The organism is Mycolicibacterium pyrenivorans (assembly GCF_025821625.1).
In the GTDB taxonomy this organism is placed as follows: Bacteria; Actinomycetota; Actinomycetes; order Mycobacteriales; family Mycobacteriaceae; genus Mycobacterium; species Mycobacterium pyrenivorans.
The window spans coordinates 84479-104759 of record NZ_JACKSH010000257.1 but is presented as its reverse complement, the minus strand read 5'-3'; the positions used below and the strand labels follow the sequence as shown (position 1 = coordinate 104759).

Genomic DNA, 20281 nt, shown 5'->3' with positions numbered 1-20281 from the left:
GGGTGCGGTCCGCGGGTCGGATCCCAGGTGTGCCAGGTCGCGGCGGACCGCTTCGAGGTCGGCCAGCACGCGTGTCGCCTCGGGATCGGCGCGCGCCCGCCTGCGCACCTGGGCCGCGGTGGTGTCGTCGAGCAGGCCGGCCTGCAGGTCGGCGAGCAGTTCGGGGGTGAGAGCGGTGGCAGCGGCGGGGTCGCGGTCGGGGGTGGGGTCAGGACCGGGTCCCGCGCCGCTGCCCATCGCTGCCCCCGCCGGTCGTCACCTTTGAAGATGGGTTCGAGATTATCCGACGGCGGTCACTCGGCGGGGGCGGTGCCCGCGGCGAAGTAGTGCAGCGACTCCGCCAGCTTGCCGCGGGCGCGTGCGCACCTGCTCTTCACGGTGCCCTCGGCGACCCCGAGAATGCGTGCGGTCTCGGCCACCGAAAACCCCTGCATGTCGACGGCGACGACCGCGGCGCGCTGCTCCACGGGCAGCCGCATCAGGGCGCGCTCCACGACGATCGCGGTGTCCACCCGCGCGGTCGGGTCCGCCACCTGGCACAGGTCGCCGTCCAGCTCCTCGGCCGCATGGGTCTTGTTGCGGCGCAACCGGTCCAGGCACGCGTTGACGACGATCCGGTACAGCCAGCTGCTGACCGCCGAGTCGTGGCGGAAGGTTCGGGCGGCGCGGTGCGCGGCGAGCAGCGCGTCTTGGAGTGCGTCGGCGGCGTCGTCGCGGTCCCTGCTGGTCAGCAGTGCCAGTCGGTACAGCTGGCGATGGTGGCGGTAGAACAACTCCTCGAACGCGTACCGGTCACCGCCGACATGTGCGGTGAGCAACTCGGCGTCGGTGCGCAGCCGTTCGGGTTGCTGCCGCGACCCGGAGAATATCCCCACAGCCGAACACTAAACGGCGCCGGGGGTGGCTCCGCACACCAGTTTTCGGCAGGCACGCCCACGTGGGCCGACGCCGCGGTGCGGCTGGGGATGGCGGCCGCGGTGCGGCTGGGGATGGCGGGTCAGGACGCTGCGTTGAGGGTGATCTCCGAGACGTCGGAGCGGCTCTCACCGCCCACCGAGCCGAGGGTGGAGATCCACACGAGCACGTTCGACGTCGGCGACGCGTCGTCCACCTCGATCGTGTTCGACCCGGGTGTCAGGGTGGTGGGCTGGGTCAGCGCGGTCGTGTCGTCCAGCGACGACGGCGTCGCCGAGGACGACGACCGGATCTGCACGGCCGTACCGGTGCTGTTGACGTTGATGGTGACCGACCCGATGGTGGCCGGCTGCGACAGCTGCAGCATCAGGCCGACGCCGTTCTTGAAGCCGGGGAACGGCGTCGAGTCGGTGTAGGTGTCGGTGGGCCAGACCGTCGCCGGGTCACCGTCGATCGCCAGCCCGGCGAGATCCGGTGCGTCGGCCTCGCCTTCGGGTGAGAACACCGTTGCGCGAACGGGTTCGATGACCGAACCGGACTGGCTGGGTGCCCCCGCCTCTTCCGACGAGGACGGCGCGTTCAGGCCGAGTTCGTCGCCGCCGAGCCCGCTGCCGACATCGCCGAAGATCCGGCTCAGCACCGTCGCCAGCAGCACCACCGCGACGACGACGATCACGGCCGCGACGGTGAGCCCGACGATGAGCCCCTTACGGCGCCGCGCCTCGGCGTCCGGGTCCGACAGCGGGGTGAGCCACCCCCCGCCGCTCGGCTCGGGTGCGGCGTCCTCGACGGGCGCGATGTTGTCGGTGCGGTCGGCGATCGCGGTGGCCTGCTGCAGCAGGTTCAGCAGCGTGGGGGCGCTGCGAATCCCGCCGCCCTCCTGCACGGCGCGCACCGCGGCCGCCGAGATCTGGAACGGGATGTCGCGGTCGAGAGCCTTGGGTTCGATCGGCTGGCCGGCGGCGTCGAGGTCGGCGGGAGCGAGGCCGCTCGGTTCGCCGGATTCCGGTAGCGGCCAGCGATCGACCAGCAGCGCGTACAGTGCCGCGCCGATTCCGCGGATGTCGTCGTCGGGTGTCGCGTCGGGCAGTGTCGCCGGGAACGCGAGCGCCACGTCGCCTTCGATGCTGACGCGGATACGGCTGGGATGGTCCACCGACAGCGCCACCCCGTTGCGGTGCGCGACTTCGGCCGCCGCGGCCAGCGACTGGATGGCGCGGGCACCGCCGATGGGCGACGGGGAGGTGTCGGCGACCTCGGCCAGCGAGCCGCCGCGGATCCACTCCGAGACCACCAGGCCGCCGGCGCCGGTGGCGGCGACGTCGAGGACGCGCGCCACCCCGGGCATGTCGATGCGTCCGAGCCGCTGGGTCCGGGTCAGGATCTCCTGCACCTGGCGCTCGGGCATGGTGCCGTCGGGGTCGACGAAGGTCAGGGCCACCTGCCGGTCCAGCGCGGTGTCGAGCGCCTGCCAGAACTGGAGCTGGGGCGGGCCGCCGTGGAAGACCAGGAGGCGGTAGCGGCCGTTGGCGATCATCGCGCCGGGGATGAGGTGGATGTCCTCGGCGGGGACGGCGGTCTCGATGGGTGGTTCGCGGGGCGGATCGAAGGCCAGCGGTTCACGGGTCGAGTCGCCGCCGTAGTCCGAGCGGGGGCGGGAGGGGCCCGACGGGGCCGACGGCAGAGCGGTGGTCGCGGTCTCGTCGGACGGCCGCGGGTGCTCGTCGGAGGTGTCGGGGACGTCGGGCTGGAAGTCGTCCGCCAGCGGCCGGTCGATTCGGGTGGTCTGGGAAAGCCCGGCGGAATCGGGCTCCGGTGGGGAACCGCCGGCGGATGTGTCGCTCACCGCAGATCCTTTCCGCCTCCAGTCGTCGGCAACGTCGGCCGAAGGTCCCCGGGGCACCGGCCGGGGCTGTCGGCGTCGGCGTGGCGGGGACGGATTCCTCTGATCAGGGTACGTGAGGCCAGGGTCGGGACGTGGCCGGACGGGCGTCGCGGGTGCCGGCGGCGCCCCGCCCAGGCGAAGCCGCCTGCGGACGGCCGCGAGCGCGGCCTGCGCGTCGGGCACCTTCGCTGCCAGAAGTATCCCGACGATGATCGGCGCCATCACGAGGCCGAGCGCGGCCAGCCGCAACAGCGAGCCCCCACCGCCCCACGCGCTGGTGAGCTTCTCCAACCCCAACAGCTGGTCGATCACGTGGGCGATCAGGCCTGCCGACAGCGACGCGGTGATGGTGACCAGGATCGTGCGGACCACGTCGACCCCGATGAGCCGGCCGTCCGGCGGGTCGAGGCGGGCGCGCAGCAGAAGGTAGCCCACGGTTGCGCCGGCCAGGAACCCCAGGCCGTTGGCCATGCCGAGGTAGCCGGCGACCAGATCGGGGTCGTCGGTGAGGTGCGGGGCCGCCAGCGACGCCGCGATCTTGACCACCGCGATCACGACGATCAGCACGATCGGCGTCCACGGTTCCTGGCGCGCGTAGAACACCCGCAACTGCAGCAGCACCAGCGTGTACGGGATCAACGTGAACGCCGAGAGCGTGATCGCCATGCCGAGATAGCCGGCGTCCACCTCACCGAAGTTGCCGTAGGAGAACAGCGCGCTGCCGATCGCGGGCCCGCCGACGGTCATCAGCGCGACGATCGGGATCAGCGTCACCATCGTCAGCCGGGTGGCCAGCGACAGGTCGGCAAGAACCGCGGGCCCGTCGTCGGCGGCGGCGTTGCGGGACAGTCGCGGCATCACGACGGTCAGCACGGTGACCCCGATGATGCCGAACGGCAGCTGCAGCACCAACCACGTGTAGTTGTAGATCGCGGGCCCGGATGCGGCTGCCGCACTGGCGATCTGGTTGCCGACGATGAAACCGACCTGGCTGACGAGCACATAGAGCACCATCGCCAGCGCCATCATGCCGAACTTCTTGAGACGATCGTCGATACCCCAGAGCGGACGCAGACTCACCCGTTCCGACCTGATCGCCACGAACAGCACCGCGGCCTGTGCCACCACCCCGAGCGTGGTGCCGACACCGAGCACCAACAGCTTGGCATTGCCCATCTCGACCGGGTTGATCGAAAGCTCGCCCGGGACAAGCACATACAGGCCGAGCGTGAGGATCGCGACGACGTTGTTCACCACCGGAGCCCACGCAGGAGGCCCGAAGATGTTGCGGGTGTTGAGGATCGCCATGAACACCGACGACAGGCCGTAGAACACGATCTGCGGTAACAGCAGGAACGCGAACGCGGTGGTCAGCGGTCGGTTGACCAACGGCTCGGTACCCAGCATCAGGTCGACCAGCAGCGGCGCCGCCAGCGTCGAGACGATGGTGACCACGAGCAGCAGGGTCACCGCCAGCGTGAGCAGCCGCCGGATGAACGCGGCCCCGCCGTCGGGGTCGTCGCGTTCGGCGCGGGCGAGCACCGGCACGAAGATCGCCGTGAACGTGGCCTCCAGCACCAGCGCCGCGATCATGTTGGGCAGTTGGTTGGCCACGGTGAACGCACTGGACAGGGCGGCGCCGAGGATGGTGGCGAGCAGCACGATCCGGGCGAATCCGGTGAGCCGGCTGGCGAGCGTGGCCACGGCCATGCCCCACGACCGTCCGACGACCGCCGAGTCGGACAGCTCGGGGCGTGGGGTCGGCTGACGCGGCACCGGCCTGGGGGGGACGCGGGGCGGGGGAGCGGGTGCGCGCATCCGGCGGCCGGGGCCGCTCATCCCGGCCGCCCCGGGACGTCGGGGGCCGCCGTCCCCGGACGGTCCTGGCGACCCCCGTCGGCGGCTTCGTCGCGGTAGGCGAGCGCCACCTCGATCGGATCCGGACGGTCCAGGTCCGCGCGGTCGGGTTGGCCGCGGAACCGGTGCCACAGCCGTCGGCCCGCCAGCAGCACCAGTACCGCGCCGGCGGACAGCGTGATGAAGAAGAGCACCTTGCCGTACGCATTGGAGTGCAGGGACAGCCGTACCGGTTCGCCGAGGGGCAGCCCTTCGGCGGTGCGCAGCGCGACGTCGACGGCCACCCGCTGGGTGAAGTGCACCTCGATCGGAACCTTCAGCGGCAGGAAGCCGGGTGGCAGCACGATCTCACCCATGTCGGTGACCGTCATGCCGGGAGGCGCGTCGATGTCCAGCCGGACCCGGATCGGCACCGGCAGGTCGTTGCGCAGCGCCAGAGGCAGCGGGCTGCGTTCGGTCGCCAGCGTGTAGGAGCCGCCAGGGTTGACGATGGTGACGGCGCGGAACAGGTCCTCCACGGTGCGGCCCACGGTTGTGAGGCGCTGCTGCGCCAGGCCGTTGCGAGCGTCGGGCGGCACCGAAAGGCTCAGTGCGCGAAGCAGATCCTCTCGCAGCGGCGCGGTGTACTTGCTGCCCGTCTGGCCGGTCCGTTCGTCGGTGGTGAGTGCCGCGGTCAGGCCCCACAGCCGGCCCGTCACCGCGGCGATGCCCGACACCACTGCGTCGTCGAACCGCCCCCGTGGGTTGCCGAGCGGTCCCGAGGGCAGCGGCACGGAGTCGGTCACGGCGGCCGCCTCGGTGACCACCGCGCCCAGGGGGCGGGGCACCGCCAACCCGGCCCGGATGCTGGTCGCGACGGCGGTGAGGACCGCCTGCGCGTCCGGCGGCGACAGGTTCCACATCAGCGGGGGCACCAGAATCTGCGTCCGCGGTGCGGCGTCGGGCTGCAGGCTGCGCCACAGCAGCGAGCCGACCGCGTCCTGGCGCCGCGCGACCTCGGAATCCTGTTTGAGTGCGATGTCCAGCGACGGGTGCAGGTAGGACGGTGACTCCGGGGTGGTGCCCATGCCGGCCAGTGCCGCCCCCACCGCCGGGTCGAACGGGGCCGCGACGACGTTGGGCGTGTAGCGCACCGGTGCGGTGTCCGCGGTTTCCGGTGCACCGCCGTCCGAGACGCCCGGCCCGGTCAGGTCGACGGCGCCGATGGCCACGGTCGGCCCCTGCGCGGACAGCAGTTCCACCGCGGGACCGGTCAGCGGTCCGTCCCCGACCAGGGTGACGCCGCGGGTCGCGGTGATGCCGAGGATCTGGTCGACGATCTCACCGGCACCTCTCGTGGCGGCCGCCGACAGGCCGGGGTCGGCGACCCGGCGAAGGGCGTCGAGGTCGGCCTGCGCGTACGTCGTCGGCGCGACACACATGCGTTGCGCCAGCGCCTTGAGCCTGTTGAGCCAGTCGACGGCCGCCTGCTGGCCGGTGCCCGGATGGGTCGGGGTGCGCGCGCCGTCGTCGGAGCCGTCGTTGACGACGTAACCGGTCGTCATGGCGTTGACGGTGACGAGCAGGTCGGGGTCGATTGCCAGGCACAGCGCGCGGGTGACCTCACCGCCCGGATCGACCGGCGGGCTGGTGGCGAAGTCCACCGCGGACAGCATCGTGTCGAGGCGGCCGCCGCTGGCCAGGGACGTTGCGAGGTCGTCGTCGATCAGTCGGACCGGCGTGGTGCCGCCCGGCGCACCGGCGGCCAGCCGCGGCCGGTCGGCCAACGGCCAGAACATGGTCAGCCCGACCGGGCGGGTGGTGTCGGGCGGCACGGTGGAGTCCAGCATCTCGCTGGCGGTGGCGTCGGAGCCCTCGTCCGCGGGCACCCCGAGCACCGGCAGCAGGAAGCGGGAGTCGTCGAGACGGGCCTCCGCCCCGTAGTCGGGGGTGCCGTTGACATTGACCATGACGGGGTACACGCCGGGGTTCTCGATGTTCAGGGAGGGTCGGTCGGTGGAGCGCAGAGGGTAGGCCAGCCGGAACGGAACCTCCTGCCCCCGCCCCATCTCGGGTGCGACGGTGATGAAGTCGGCGACCGGTTGGTACTGATCGACGTTGCCGGACAGGTCGGTGCGCAGCCCGCTCGACGAGGTCACCGCGGCGGCGTGCTCGAGTCGCACCACCACGTCGCGGACCGGACGGTCGCCGACGTTGCGGATTCTGCCGGTGACGGTCACCAGCGGTTCGCTGGTCGTGGTGACGACCTCGGGGGTGACGCTGTCGATCTGCACCCGAAGGAACGCGGTGGTGCCGGGCTGGGCTCCGGCAAGAGGGGAGACGGCGGCGGGCAGCACGGCCATCAGCAGCGCGACGACCGCGACGAGCAGCCGTGCGGGTGGGCGGCTCACGGCCCTTGTCCGCAGCCGTTCGTCCGCCGGCCGGGCTGTTGTTGAGCGGTGGGGTCGGTTCGGTGGTTGCGGGTGTGGGAGTGCGTCTGGCCGCGTCGCCTCGGTGTCGTCCGCGGCAGGGGTGGCAGCGCGGCGGGCCCGTCGGAGTGCAGCCTGTCGATCAGTTCGTGGGCGACCTCGGCGAGGCGCCGTTCGTCGGCGTAGGCCAGCCGCTTCGGCAGCTCCTGCAGTGGCACCCATGCCACCTCGGTGACCTCGAGGTCCTCGTCGGACAGCTCACCGCCGGAGAACCGCATCAGGTAGTGGTGCACGGTCTTGTGCACGCGCCTGCCATCGGTGACGAACCAGTAGTCGATGCTGCCCAGTGCCGCGAGCACGCTGCCCTGGATCCCGGTTTCCTCGGCGACCTCGCGGATGGCGGTCTGTTCGGCGGTCTCACCCATCTCGATATGGCCCTTGGGCAGCGACCACAGCATCCGCCCACGGCGGTCGATGCGCCCGATCAGGGCCGCGACCTGGGTGTCCTTGGGACCGTCGATACCATCGATGACCAGCCCTCCCGCAGACGTCTCATGGACGGTCCGCAGCCGTTCCTGGGGCCGGCGGGGCCGCGACTTCTGCGGTTTGGGCGCCGGGGTCGACTGGTCGCCGGCAACGTTGGACGGGGTGCGCTTGCGGTGGCCGCCGGGTTGGTCGGCGCCCGGTTCGGGCGGGCCTGCCGCGCGTCGGCCGCGGCGCCGACCTCGGCGCCGTCGGGGTTTGGGCTGCTCGCCGTCCGACACCCAAGCGATAGTAGTTGGCGTGAACAGCAGCCCTCGCCGCACTCGCCGGACGGTGACACGGCTGTGACCAGTAGGCTCACCCCACGTGCCCGACCCCACGTCCGACGCCGAGCTGCTGGCCGCCGCGCAGGTGTCGCTGAACCGCCACGGCGAGGTGCTGCGCCCCCTCGGCCGGTTGTTCGCCGACCACGGGCACGAGCTGTACCTCGTTGGCGGCAGTGTTCGCGATGCGCTGCTCGGCCGGCTGGGCACCGATCTGGACTTCACCACCGACGCCCGGCCGGAGCAGATGCAGTCGTTCCTGCGTGGCTGGGCGGACGCGCTCTGGGACACCGGTATCGCGTTCGGCACGATCGGCGTCGGAAAGGGCGCTGACCGGTTGGAGCTGACCACTTTTCGGGCCGACAGCTACGACCAGGTGTCGCGTAATCCCGACGTCCGCTTCGGCGACGACCTGACAGGCGACCTGACACGCCGCGACTTCACCGTCAACGCGATGGCGGTGCGGATCACCCCGGACGGGCCGGGGGAGTTCCTGGACCCGCTCGACGGCCTGGCCGGGCTGCGTGACCGCGTGCTGGACACCCCGTCGGCGCCGGAGGTGTCGTTCGGCGATGATCCACTGCGGATGCTGCGTGCGGCCAGGTTCGTGTCCCAGCTCGGCTTCTCGGTGGCGCCGCGGGTGCGGCGCGCGCTCGAGGAGATGGCGCCTCAGCTGGGCAGAATCACCGCCGAGAGGGTCGCCGCAGAACTGGACAAGATGCTGCTCGGCGCGGACCCGGTCGCCGGGATCGACCTGATGGTGCAGACCGGTCTCGGCGAGGTGGTGCTGCCCGAGATCGGGGCGATGCGGATGGCGATCGACGAGCACCACCAGCACAAGGACGTCTATCAGCATTCGCTGACGGTGCTGCGGCAGGCGATGGATCTCGAGGAGGCAGGGCGCCCCGACCTGGTGTTGCGCTGGGCGGCGCTGCTGCACGACATCGGCAAGCCGGCGACGCGCAGGCACGAGCCCGACGGCGGGGTGAGCTTCCATCACCACGAGGTGGTCGGGGCGAAGATGACCCGCAAGCGGATGCGGGCGCTGAAGTACTCCAAGCAGATGGTCGACGACGTCTCGCAGCTGGTCTATCTGCACCTGCGCTTCCACGGATATGGGGACGGCAGGTGGACCGATTCGGCCGTGCGGCGCTACGTCACCGACGCCGGGCCGTTGTTGAGCCGGCTGCACAAGCTGGTGCGCGCCGACTGCACCACCCGCAACAAGCGCCGCGCCGCGCGGCTGCAGGCCAACTACGACGACCTGGAGCACCGCATCGACGAGCTGGCGGCCAAGGAGGACCTGGCCCGGGTCCGTCCGGACCTCGACGGCAACGAGATCATGCGGGTCCTGGGCATCCCGGGCGGTCCGCTGGTGGGCCAGGCCTGGAACCACCTCAAGGAGCTGCGGCTGGATCGTGGCCCGCTGAGCCACGACGAGGCGGTCGCGGAATTGCTGAAGTGGTGGAACGAGAACGGCACCCCGCGCGTCTGATCCGGTGTGGACTACTGCCTTGGTGACCCCGACGGGTCGGCCACCATGTGGAGCGCCGACGCGGATCGCGACCTCGACGGCGACGGTCTGCTGGAGTCCGTCGGACTCGACGTCGACGGCGACGGGTTGATCGACGACGTCCTCGCCGACCTCGACGGCGACGACGTGGCCGATCACGCGGTCATGGACCTCGACGGTGACGGTGTGCCGGAGGCCTACTTCACCGACGACGGCACGGGGACGTGGACGGTCGGCTCCGGCGGAGCATTGCGCTGGTTCGGGCTGGACGGGACCGAGCATCCCGCCACCGGACCGGCCGTCGATCTCGATGGCGACGGCGAGCCGGGGGAGCGGCTGGCCGATGCCGACGGTGACGGTGTGGCGGACCGCGCGTTCGGCACCGGGTCTGCGTGGGTGGACACCGACGGCGACGGCCGCTGGGATGTCCGGCTCGGCGACCGTGACGGCGACGGGCGGGCGGACAGCGCCGCCGCCCCCTGAACCGCGGTCAGTCCCTGCCGGGGCCGGGCGGCCCGGCGAACGCCTGCGCGATGTCCAGCCACTGTGCCGCGTCCGGGCCGCCGGCGACGACATCCAGCTGCGCCCGGGGGCGGCGCTGGGTCACGAGCATGCAGAAATGCTCGGCCGAGCCCGTGATCTGCTGGGCGGCCTCCTCGGGGCCCCACGTCCACACGGAGCCGTCGGGGGCGGTCAGTTTCACGTGGAACGGTTCCGCAGGCGGGGTGAGCCCGTTGACCGCGAACGCGAAGTCACGGGTGCGGACCCCGATGTGGGCGATCGACCGCAGCCGCGCGGTCGGCGCCCGCGTCACGCCGAGCGCGTCGGCGACGTCGAGGCCGTGTGCCCATGTCTCCATCAGGCGTGCGGTGGCCATCGACGCGGCGCTCATCGGAGGACCGAACCACGGCAGCTTGCGGCCGTCGGCCACGGTCAGGAGTTCGTCGTGCAGCGCGGCGCGGGTGGTCCGCCAGTCGGCGAGCAACCGCTCGGGCGGCAACTCGGCGAGTTCCGCGGCGCCGGCGTCGACGAAGCCGGCGGGATCCTCGGCGGCGCGGCCGAGGACTTCGGTGAAGCCGGGCTCGTCGGTGATGGCCGTGAGCGCGACCCGGTCGGTCCACAGCAGGTGCGCGATCTGGTGGGCGATGGTCCAGCCGGGTGCGGGGGTGTCGGTAGCCCAGCGTGCGGGTGGCAGGTCGGCGACCAGCGCGTCGAGGTCGTCACTCTCGGCGCGCAGATCGGCGACCATCGGGGTTGCTCCCGGCATGTCGGTCACCTTATCCGCGAACCTCACCCCAGTCGGGCGCCGCGCCCCACGGCGGCGTGTGCGCCCAGGCCCGCCAGGTAGATGCCGGTGCCGGCGACCGCGAGCGCCGGGGCGTGACCGTCGGGCGGGATGACGAAGGCTGCGGCGGCGATCGCGGTGATGAACGCCATCCAGAACAGCGAGTCCTGGACCGTGAAGACGTGCCCACGCAGTGCGTCGTCGACATCGACCTGCATCGCGGTGTCGGCGCACAGCTTCACCACCTGTCCGGCCGCACCGAGCAGGAACCCGCAGACGACCATCACGGGCAGATGCAGGCTCGCCCCGAAGATCTGGACGACCGCAGCGAACGCGAGCGCGGCGTTGGGTGCGGTGTAACGGCCGAACCGCTTGACCAGTGCGGGGGTCACGACGGTGGCGAGGAACGATCCGCTGCCGGTGGCGGCGACGAACAGCACCGCGGTGCCGAGACCTGCGACCGCCGCGGTGTCGCTGTGGCGCACCATTACCAGTACCAGCAGTGTGTTGATGCCGAACACCATGCGGTGCGCGGACAACCCGGCGAGGGTGGCGGCGACGGTGGGCACGGCCAGCACGGTGCGCGCGCCGTGCACCCACCCGGTGGCCACGGCGTAGGCGACGGACCCGTGGACCGCGCGGGCGCTGTCGTCGGGTCCGAGCATGCGTGGCGGGAAGCGCACCGACAGCCACAGCGCCAGCGCCACCGGCACCGTGACGATGAAAATGATTGCGGCAGCGCCGGAGTCGTCCGAGCCGAACACCCAGCGTGGCAGCAGCATGAAGTTCGCGCCGAGGAACGCCGCCGCAGCCCCCGTGGCGGTCGCGACCGAGTTCATCGCCACCACCTGGCCGCGGGGCACCACGTGCGGCAGCGCGGCGGACAGCCCCGAGGAGACGAACCGGGTGAAGCCGTTGACGATCAACGCGCCCAACAGGATTGGCAGGTCGCCCACCCCGGCGGCCAGCAGCGCGCCGACCCCGATCACCAGCGCCAGCCGTCCGCTGTTGGCGCCGATCAACACCACGCGCCGGTCCCAGCGGTCCAGCAGCGCACCCGCGAACGGACCGAGCAGCGAGTAGGGCAGGAACAGCACCGCGAACGCTCCGGCGATCGCCCACGGATCGGCGGCGCGCTCGGGGTTGAACAGGATCGCGCCCGCCAGGCCGGCCTGGAACAGGCCGTCGCCGAACTGGCTGACCGCGCGCACCTCGAGGAGTCGCCAGAACTCTGGCAGGGCCCGCACCGTGCGCCACAAGCCAAGGGGTGCGCGGGCATCGGGCAAGGGTTCACGTCCTGGTGGGAGTCGGCGCGGTGGGTGCCCGCGACCCGACCCACAGTACAAATATCCGGATGGCCCGCGCTTGTTCGCCACCATCGAGCAACGGTGGTGACATGATGGTTGGGTGGCTCAGCCAGAGGATCCGGAGGACTTCAGAGAAGGAGTCGCCCCCGCCGCGCACCGGGTGCGCGCCGGCACCCTGCTGCTGGCGAACACCGATCTGATGGAGCCGACGTTCCGGCGCAGCGTCATCTACGTCGTCGAGCACAACGACGGCGGCACCCTGGGGGTGGTGCTGAACCGGCCCAGTGAGACCGCGGTCTACAACGTGCTGCCGCAGTGGGCGAAGCTGGCGACCAAGCCGAAGACGATGTTCATCGGCGGTCCCGTCAAGCGCGACGCCGCGCTGTGCCTGGCGACGCTGCGGGTCGGGGTGGACACCGCCGGGATGTCGGGTCTGCGGCACGTGCAGGGCCGCATCGCGATGGTGGACCTGGACGCCGAACCGGAATCGGTCGCGCCGATGATCGAGGGAGTGCGCATCTTCGCCGGCTACTCCGGTTGGACGATAGGTCAGCTCGAAGGCGAGATCGAGCGCGATGACTGGATCGTGCTGTCGGCCCTACCCGCCGACGTGCTGGTCGAACCCCGCGTCGACCTGTGGTCCAGGGTGCTGCGGCGTCAGCCGATGCCGTTGTCGTTGCTGGCCACGCATCCGATCGACGTCAGCCGCAACTGACTCACCCGCAGGACAACGTGCACGTCGCACATGCGCCGCCAGCACAACCGGCGGACGCCGCCGCGGCCCGCTGCTGATTGCGCAGCACCGCCCTGGCGCTCTGCCAGCAGCCCGCGGCCACGGTGCCCACGGCACCGGCGACGCACAGGATGAGGACGATCGTCGACATCGGCGGGTTCGCCGAGAGCGCCACCACCGCGCCCGCGGCGAGCATGACCGCCGCGGCCAGCTGGGTGGGCGCCACCGCCCGCAGGACCTGTCGCACGTAGTCGAATGCCGGCGGGCGCGTCAGCGACCACACGGCCTGCGCGGCGGTCACGACGGCCGCGCACAGACACAACACCGCGGCCACCGTCATGGGTCCCAGGATAACGGTGCGCACCGGGTCGTTCCCCGCAGTGTCACCGGGGGGCGTCCCCCGCAGGCACAGGGGGGCGTCCCCCGGGCGCCAGGCTTCGCCCGGGGGACGACCGTCTTTATCCCTGCAGTCCCAGTAGCTGTGGCGGGGGGGCCACCACAGCGGGGACGCCGGGAGCTGGGGGTGCCGGCAGGCCGGGTGGCGCGCCGGGAGGCGGGGGCGGCGCGGCCGACGGGGCGCTCACCTTGAAACCGTTGATGATGGCGTCGGTGGCGGCGGCCGCAGGCACGACCTGGTCGACGCTGGTGGTCACGGCCAGCGACACCAGGTAGTGGTCAGGGCCGGAGGGCGCGATCACGTGCCGGCGGGACGTGTTCAGCGTCATGGCGTTCTCGCGGTAGGTGCCTTCGATCAGGGAGGACGGCATGCCGCCGAAGTCGGCGAGCGACGCGTCGGTGGACCGCCACGCCGGCAGCTGCTGGCTGTCGACCAGGCCGTGGCTGATGGCCTCCTTGGGATCGAACGGGCCGACGAGCTTGTAGACCACCACCTGGGCGTTCGACGAGTACAGCCCGTTGCCGCCGACCCGGTCGGCGATCACCGCGAACGCGTCGGGGACGTTGGGGTCGGGGATGTGTGCCCAGCCCCGTGGCATCGGCAGCACGATGTTGAGTGCCCGGAAGTCGCGGCTGGACTGCGGTTCGAGTGCGACGCCCTTGGAGGCGAAGTACTCGGTGATTGTTCCCGACGTCGCCGGGGTGATGGTGGACGGTGGTGGTGCGGGCACCACGGGGACGGCCGGTGCGGCCGGTGCCGCGGGTGCGGTGACCCCGGCGGGTACGGCGGCAGGTCCGGTGGCGGGCGTCACAACCGGTTGGCCGATGGCCTGTGGCGCGGCGTTGGGTGCCACGGTGACGGTCTGCGTCACGGTGGCAGGGGAGGGCAGCGACGGTTGCGGGATCACCGGCTGAGCCGATGCCGTCACGCCGGCACAGCCCAACACGCCGGCCGCACCGACCGCGGTGGTGCCGATGCTGACTGCCAGAACCCGCCAGTGGCGGGCGATTTCGCTCATCGCCAGTAGTCCTCCGGTTCCTTTCCCCGACTGTCCGGGCTGCCACTCCCGCGTCAGGCGACGAATGTATCCACGGCGGTCGCGCAGTAGCCAGGCCCGGAGTCGAGCTGGAACCAACCCCTGATGCATCCGCAACGGAACCGAGACCAAGCCCGAGGCCGGGAAAACGGCGATCGGGGTGCTTATACCCTGGTGGCGTGACCGAAACGCCGACCGGAACACAGTCCTCGCGCGAGCGCTCGTCCGGAACGACTGCCGCCGCCGACACCCCGAAGCACCGTTACACCGCGGAGCTGGCGGGAGACATCGAGCGGACGTGGCAGCAGCGGTGGCTGGAGTCGGGGACCTTCGATGTGGCCAACCCGGTCGGCTCGCTGGCGCCCGCCGACGGTGCCCCGGTGCCCGCGGACAAGATGTTCGTCCAGGACATGTTCCCCTACCCGTCGGGCGAGGGCCTGCACGTCGGTCACCCCCTGGGGTACATCGCGACCGACGTGTACGCCAGGTACTACCGGATGGCGGGCCGTAATGTCTTGCATGCGTTGGGTTTTGACGCCTTCGGTCTGCCGGCTGAGCAGTACGCGATCCAGACGGGCACCCACCCGCGCACCCGCACCGAGGCCAATATCGTCAACTTTCGCCGCCAGCTCGGGCGGTTGGGCCTCGGCCACGATCCGCGGCGCAGCTTCTCCACCACCGATGTGGACTTCTACAAGTGGACACAGTGGATCTTCCTGCAGATCTACAACGCCTGGTTCGATCCGGCCGCGAACAAGGCCCGCCCGATCGCCGAGCTGGTCGCGGAGTTCGACGCCGGAACCCGCGCGCTGGACGACGGCCGCGACTGGTCGGCGCTCGACGCCGCCGGCCGTGCCGATGTGGTCGACGCCCACCGACTGGTCTACCTGGCCGACTCGGTGGTGAACTGGTGCCCGGGCCTGGGCACCGTGCTGGCCAACGAGGAGGTCACCGCCGACGGCCGCAGCGACCGGGGCAACTTCCCGGTCTTCCGGAAACGGTTGCGGCAGTGGATGATGCGCATCACCGCGTATTCCGACCGGCTGCTCGACGACCTCGATGTGCTGGACTGGCCCGACAAGGTCAAGACCATGCAGCGCAACTGGATCGGCCGCTCGACCGGTGCCTCGGTGTTTTTCGCGGTGCCTTCGGCCCCTGACGCCGGCGACATCGAGGTGTTCACCACCCGTCCGGACACGCTGTTCGGTGCGACCTACATGGTGCTGGCGCCGGAACACGATCTGGTGGATCAGCTCGTCGCCGAGGCGTGGCCGGCGGATGTCGATCCGCAGTGGACGTTCGGTGGGGCCACGCCTGCCGAGGCGGTGGCGGCCTACCGTGCCGCGATCGCGGCCAAGTCCGACCTGGAGCGGCAGGAGAACAAATCCAAGACCGGGGTGTTCCTGGGCGCGTATGCGACGAATCCGGCCAACGGGCAACGGGTTCCGGTGTTCATCGCCGACTACGTCCTCGCCGGTTACGGCACGGGCGCGATCATGGCGGTGCCCAGCGGGGATCAGCGTGACTGGGAATTCGCCACCGAGTTGGGGCTACCGATCGTGGAAGTCGTTACAGGAGGCGATGTCTCGGTTGAGGCCTACACCGGCGACGGTGTGATGGTGAACTCCGGCTTCCTCGACGGAATGGATGTCACCGCGGCCAAGAAGGCGATGACCGAACGACTGGTCCGTGACGGCCGGGGCCAGGAGCGCGTCGAATACAAGCTGCGGGACTGGCTTTTCGCCAGGCAGCGCTACTGGGGTGAGCCGTTCCCGATCGTCTACGACGCCGACGGCCGCGCCCACGGGTTGCCGGAGTCGCTGCTGCCGGTCGAACTGCCCGACGTGCCCGATTACTCGCCGGTGTCGTTCGACCCCGACGACGCCGACAGTGAACCGTCGCCGCCGCTGGCGAAGGTCACCGACTGGGTGAACGTCGACCTCGACCTGGGCGACGGGCTCAAGCCCTACACCCGCGACACCAACGTCATGCCGCAGTGGGCGGGCAGCTCCTGGTACGAGCTGCGCTACACCGACCCGGACAACAAGGAAGAGTTGTGCGCCAAGGAGAACGAGGCGTACTGGATGGGGCCGCGACCGGCCGAGCACGGCCCCGATGACCCCGGCGGCGTCGACCTCTACGTCGGAGGCGTCGAGCATGCCGTGCTGCACCTGCTGTACTCGAGGTTCTGGCACAAGGTGCTCTACGACCTCGGCCACGTCAGCTCCCGGGAGCCGTATCGGCGCCTGGTCAACCAGGGCTACATCCAGGCGTTCGCGTACACCGATTCCCGCGGCTCCTACGTGCCCGCGGCCGAGGTCGTCGAGCGCGACGGCCGCTTCTACTGGGAGTCCCCGACCGGGGAGATCGAGGTCAGCCAGGAGTTCGGCAAGATCGGCAAGAGCCTGAAGAACTCGGTGTCGCCGGACGAGATCTGCGACAACTACGGCGCCGACACCCTGCGGGTGTACGAGATGTCGATGGGGCCGCTGGAGGCGTCGCGACCGTGGGCGACCAAGGACGTCGTCGGCGCGTACCGGTTCCTTCAGCGGGTGTGGCGGCTGGTGGTCGACGAGGAGAGCGGCGCGACGCGGGCCACGGACGACGCGCCGGACGAGGAGACCCTGCGGTTGCTGCACCGCACGATCGCGGGCGCGGCCGAGGATTACGCGGCGCTGCGCAACAACACGGCGGCGGCCAAGCTCATCGAGTACACCAACCATCTGACCAAACAGTCGGTGACCGCGCGGGCGGCGCTGGAGCCGCTGGTGCTGATGGTCGCGCCGCTGGCGCCCCACCTGGCCGAGGAGTTGTGGATGCGGCTGGGGAACGGTGGCTCGCTGGCGCACGGCCCGTTCCCGGTGGCCGACGAGCGGTACCTGGTCGAGGACACCGTCGAGTATCCGGTGCAGGTCAACGGCAAGGTCCGCGGCCGAGTCACGGTCCCCGCCGACGCGGACGCCGACGCCGTGGAAACCGCCGCGCTGGCCGAGGAGAAGGTCGTCGCGTTCCTGGACGGCCGGACACCGAAGAAGGTGATCGTCGTCGCGGGCCGACTCGTCAACGTCGTCGTCTAACCCCTCCGGCGATTTCGGCGTGCGCAGTAGCGGTGGGCGCGACCGCGGACGCCGAATTCTCCGCGGAGGGAACCGATTCCCTTTCGATGACGTCTTAGCCGTGTGGTCAGTGAATATCTGCGAAGGCACGATGGCGTGGTGACGCTGGCGCAAGCGCGTGCGGCGGGCCTCAGTAAGCATTCGGTCAGCAGAAATGTCCGCTCGGGTCGTTGGCGCCGCTGCTCCAGAGGCGTGTACTTCGCAGACGACAGGCCGTTCTCCGACGCCGCGCGGGTCAGAGCGGCGGTGTGGGGCTATGGCGACCGTGCCGCAGCCAGCGGGCTGGCCGCTGCGTGGTGGCACGGCCTGACCCGGTTCGCGCCGGCCGTCGTCGTGGAGGTGACGGTGCCACGGGACAGCAACGGCCGCATTCACGAGGGCTCGGTCGTGCGTCGTCGCGATGTGGCCGCCCTCGATGTCGAAGTCGTGCGGGGGTTGCGCGTGACGACGGAGTCCCTGACCGTGCTCGAAGCCGCAGTGAGACGACGTGACGGCGCCAAACTGCTCGACTCGGCCCTGCAGGGAGGCTTCGAGCTGAACGACCTGTGGCGGGTCCATCTGCGGAACAAAGGGCGGCACGGATCGTCGAAGGCACGCCTCTTGTTGCAGGGCGCCGAGGACGGAGCACGATCCGAGGCCGAGCGCCTCCTCGTGCGGCTGCTGAGACGAGCTGCGCTGACAGGGTGGCGGACGAATCATCCGGTGGGCGGCTATGAAGTCGACGTCGCGTTCGTCGATGCCAAGGTGGTGATCGAAGTTGACGGGTTCGCCTTCCACAGCGACCAGGAAGCGTTCCAGAACGACCGCACGCGGCAGAACAGAATCGCCCTTTTGGGCTGGCAGGTACTGCGATTCACGTGGTTGGATCTCACCGAATACCCGGAGCGCGTTCTCGCGACCATCAGAGTAGCGATCAGGGCGTGACAGGTAGCGCTCAGCGCGACTGCACACGCCGAAATCACCGGGGGCGGACGATGACCTCGTGGATGTGGGCGTCGCGCGGCGCGTTGATCGCGTCGGCGGTGACCCGCGCGACGGTCTGCGGGCTGAGGAACTGTTCGGGGTCGTAGTCGCGCCCCTCATAGGCGATCAGATCCTCCTGCATGTCCGTGGCGATGCGCCCGGGGTGCACCGACGTCACGCGCAGGGACGGCTCGTCGTTGCGCAGCGAGTCGGCGAACCCCCGCAACGCGAACTTGCTCGCCGAGTACGACGCCAGCCCGGGGGAGGCGTTGATTCCGGATCCGGAGTTGATGAACACCACGTGCCCGCCCGCGGCGCGCAGTGCCGGGAGTAGCTCGAGTGTGAGGGCAACCGCGCCAATGAGATTGACGGACATGGTGGCCCGCCACTCGTCGACCGAGGTTTCGGCGACCCGGCCCGGATAGGCCACGCCTGCGTTGTGGATCAGCACGTCGAGTTCGACGATGGGCTCGACCACCGCGGTGATGGACTCGGGATCGGCGAGATCGAGGGGCCAGGTGGTGGCGCCGAAGCGCTCGGCGACGGCATCCAGCTGCGGTGACGGGCGCCCGGCGAGGAACAGGGTGTGTGTCGGGGCCAGCGCCTCGGCGAGGGCGGCTCCCAGCCCGCGGGCGGCCCCGGTGATTATGGCGGTCGGCACACCCGAACCCTACCGACACTGCAAATCGGGCCCAGCCGTCGCATCATGGGAGGCGATGCCCCACGATCCCAGCTTTGCGCCCACGCAACTGGCGGCCCGCGCTGCGTACCTGCTGCGCGGTAACGACCTCGGTGCGATGACCACCGCGGCGCCGTTGCTGTACCCGCACATGTGGAGCTGGGACGCGGCCTTCGTGTCGATCGGCCTTGCCCCGCTGTCGGTGGAACGGGCCGTCGTGGAACTCGACACACTGCTCTCGGCGCAGTGGCGCAACGGCATGATCCCGCACATCGTGTTCGCCAGCGGCGTCGACGGGTACTTCCCCGGCCCGGCGCGCTGGGCATGCTCGGCGCTGTCGGCCGATGCGCCGCACACCCGCCATACCTCGGGCATCACGCAGCCACCCGTGCACGCGATCGCGGTGCAACGCATCCTCGACCACGCGCGCACCCGCGGCCGCTCCACCCGGGCCGTCGCCGAGTCGTTCCTGGACCGCCGCTGGGGCGATCTGGTGCGCTGGCACCGTTGGCTGGCCGAGTGCCGGGACCAGAACGGCCACGGCCGGGTGACGGTGTATCACGGCTGGGAGTCGGGCATGGACAACTCCCCCCGGTGGGACAGCGCCTACGCGAAGGTGAACCCCGGCGTGGTGCCGGAGTACCAGCGCGAGGACAACAAGATCAACACCGACGCCAGCCAGCGTCCCAGCGACCTCGAGTACGACCGCTACCTGTGGCTGGTCGAGGAGATGAAGGCCGCACGCTACGACGACGACCTGCTCCCCAAGGCGGTGAGCTTCGCCGTGGAGGACGTGTTCGTCTCGGCGATCCTGTCGGTGGCTTGCCAGGTGCTGGCCGAGATCGGCGAGGACTACAAGCGACCGCACGCCGACGTGAAGGACCTGTACGCGTGGGCCGACCGGTTCCGGACGGGTGTGGTCGAGACGACCGATGAAAGAACGGGCGCGGCAAGGGATTACGACGTTCGGGCGGACAGGTGGATCGCGACCGAAACGGTGGCGCAGTTCGCACCGCTGCTCTGCGGCGGGTTACCGCACGACCGGGAGCGGGCGCTGCTGCGGCTGTTGGAGGGCCCGCGGTTCTGCGGCCACCCCGACCTCGCCTACGCGCTCATTCCGTCGACGTCGCCGGTGTCGCGCGACTTCCGGCCCCGCGAGTACTGGCGCGGGCCGGTGTGGCCGGTGATGACCTGGCTGTTCTCCTGGTGTTTCGCCAGGCGCGGCTGGGCCGAGCGCTCGTCGATCCTGCGCCGGGAGGGTCTGCGCCAGGCCAGTGACGGCACCTTCGCGGAGTACTACGAACCGTTCACCGGTGAGCCGCTGGGCAGCATGCAGCAGTCGTGGACCGCGGCCGCGGTGCTGGACTGGCTGGGCTGAGCG

Annotated in this window: 16 protein-coding genes; 6 read left to right on the top strand and 10 right to left on the bottom strand. The window is 70.7% G+C overall.

Going from position 1 to position 20281, the window contains the following annotated elements; translation table 11 throughout:
• From H7I57_RS28535 to H7I57_RS28515, 5 genes are all read right to left on the bottom strand, one after another.
• The coding region (locus tag H7I57_RS28535; RefSeq protein ID WP_504928649.1) for an RsmA family anti-sigma factor at window positions 1-237 on the bottom strand (237 nt) is incomplete at its 3' end.
• A gap of 56 nt (window positions 238-293) precedes the next feature.
• Window positions 294-875: an RNA polymerase sigma factor SigM gene (gene sigM / locus H7I57_RS28530; RefSeq protein WP_264027818.1), complete on the bottom strand. Its 582-nt coding sequence runs from the start codon at window positions 873-875 to the stop codon at window positions 294-296.
• Window positions 876-997: 122 nt separating this feature from the next.
• Window positions 998-4639: a murein biosynthesis integral membrane protein MurJ gene (gene murJ / locus H7I57_RS28525; protein ID WP_264027817.1), complete on the bottom strand. Its 3642-nt coding sequence runs from the start codon at window positions 4637-4639 to the stop codon at window positions 998-1000.
• Window positions 4636-7047 (bottom strand): DUF6049 family protein, encoded by a 2412-nt coding sequence (locus H7I57_RS28520; protein ID WP_464489896.1) that lies wholly within the window; start codon window positions 7045-7047, stop codon window positions 4636-4638. Before H7I57_RS28520 ends, murJ begins: the two co-directional genes overlap by 4 nt.
• Complete coding sequence (locus H7I57_RS28515) at window positions 7044-7829, bottom strand: NUDIX hydrolase (RefSeq protein ID WP_264027816.1); 786 nt, start codon at window positions 7827-7829, stop codon at window positions 7044-7046. The genes H7I57_RS28520 and H7I57_RS28515 overlap by 4 nt, the downstream gene beginning before the upstream one ends.
• An 85-nt stretch (window positions 7830-7914) precedes the next feature.
• Between H7I57_RS28515 and H7I57_RS28510 the strand changes: the two genes are divergently transcribed.
• On the top strand, window positions 7915-9366 hold the full coding sequence (locus H7I57_RS28510; RefSeq protein ID WP_264027815.1) for a CCA tRNA nucleotidyltransferase: 1452 nt from the start codon (window positions 7915-7917) through the stop codon (window positions 9364-9366).
• A gap of 6 nt (window positions 9367-9372) precedes the next feature.
• Window positions 9373-9867, top strand: coding sequence for a pullulanase (locus H7I57_RS28505; protein WP_264027814.1), 495 nt, complete (start codon window positions 9373-9375; stop codon window positions 9865-9867).
• Between the two features lie 7 nt (window positions 9868-9874).
• On the opposite strand, the gene H7I57_RS28500 is transcribed toward H7I57_RS28505, so the two are convergent.
• Entirely contained in the window at window positions 9875-10651 is a 777-nt protein-coding gene (locus H7I57_RS28500) for a TIGR03084 family metal-binding protein (protein WP_264027813.1), read from the bottom strand.
• A gap of 23 nt (window positions 10652-10674) precedes the next feature.
• Window positions 10675-11955, bottom strand: a complete 1281-nt coding sequence (locus tag H7I57_RS28495; protein WP_264027812.1) for an MFS transporter — start codon at window positions 11953-11955, stop codon at window positions 10675-10677.
• A gap of 121 nt (window positions 11956-12076) precedes the next feature.
• Between H7I57_RS28495 and H7I57_RS28490 the strand changes: the two genes are divergently transcribed.
• On the top strand, window positions 12077-12691 hold the full coding sequence (locus H7I57_RS28490; RefSeq protein ID WP_264027810.1) for a YqgE/AlgH family protein: 615 nt from the start codon (window positions 12077-12079) through the stop codon (window positions 12689-12691).
• A gap of 1 nt (window position 12692) precedes the next feature.
• On the opposite strand, the gene H7I57_RS28485 is transcribed toward H7I57_RS28490, so the two are convergent.
• Together H7I57_RS28485 and H7I57_RS28480 are read right to left on the bottom strand one after the other, a co-directional pair.
• A complete protein-coding gene (locus H7I57_RS28485; RefSeq protein WP_264027808.1) occupies window positions 12693-13049 on the bottom strand; it encodes a hypothetical protein in 357 nt (118 codons plus the stop codon).
• Window positions 13050-13167: 118 nt separating this feature from the next.
• Complete coding sequence (locus H7I57_RS28480; protein ID WP_264027807.1) at window positions 13168-14124, bottom strand: LpqN/LpqT family lipoprotein; 957 nt, start codon at window positions 14122-14124, stop codon at window positions 13168-13170.
• Between the two features lie 197 nt (window positions 14125-14321).
• Between H7I57_RS28480 and leuS the strand changes: the two genes are divergently transcribed.
• Window positions 14322-17219 (top strand): leucine--tRNA ligase, encoded by a 2898-nt coding sequence (gene leuS / locus H7I57_RS28475; protein ID WP_264027806.1) that lies wholly within the window; start codon window positions 14322-14324, stop codon window positions 17217-17219.
• A gap of 102 nt (window positions 17220-17321) precedes the next feature.
• Window positions 17322-18182 (top strand): type IV toxin-antitoxin system AbiEi family antitoxin domain-containing protein, encoded by an 861-nt coding sequence (locus tag H7I57_RS28470; RefSeq protein ID WP_264027805.1) that lies wholly within the window; start codon window positions 17322-17324, stop codon window positions 18180-18182.
• A 34-nt stretch (window positions 18183-18216) separates the two neighbouring features.
• Here the strand turns inward: H7I57_RS28470 and H7I57_RS28465 are convergent, their stop codons facing one another.
• On the bottom strand, window positions 18217-18882 hold the full coding sequence (locus H7I57_RS28465; RefSeq protein ID WP_264027804.1) for an SDR family oxidoreductase: 666 nt from the start codon (window positions 18880-18882) through the stop codon (window positions 18217-18219).
• A gap of 55 nt (window positions 18883-18937) precedes the next feature.
• Here H7I57_RS28465 and ggh point away from each other — a divergent pair, with 55 nt between their 5' ends.
• Entirely contained in the window at window positions 18938-20278 is a 1341-nt protein-coding gene (gene ggh / locus H7I57_RS28460) for a glucosylglycerate hydrolase (RefSeq protein ID WP_264027802.1), read from the top strand.
• Window positions 20279-20281: the final 3 nt, after the last annotated feature.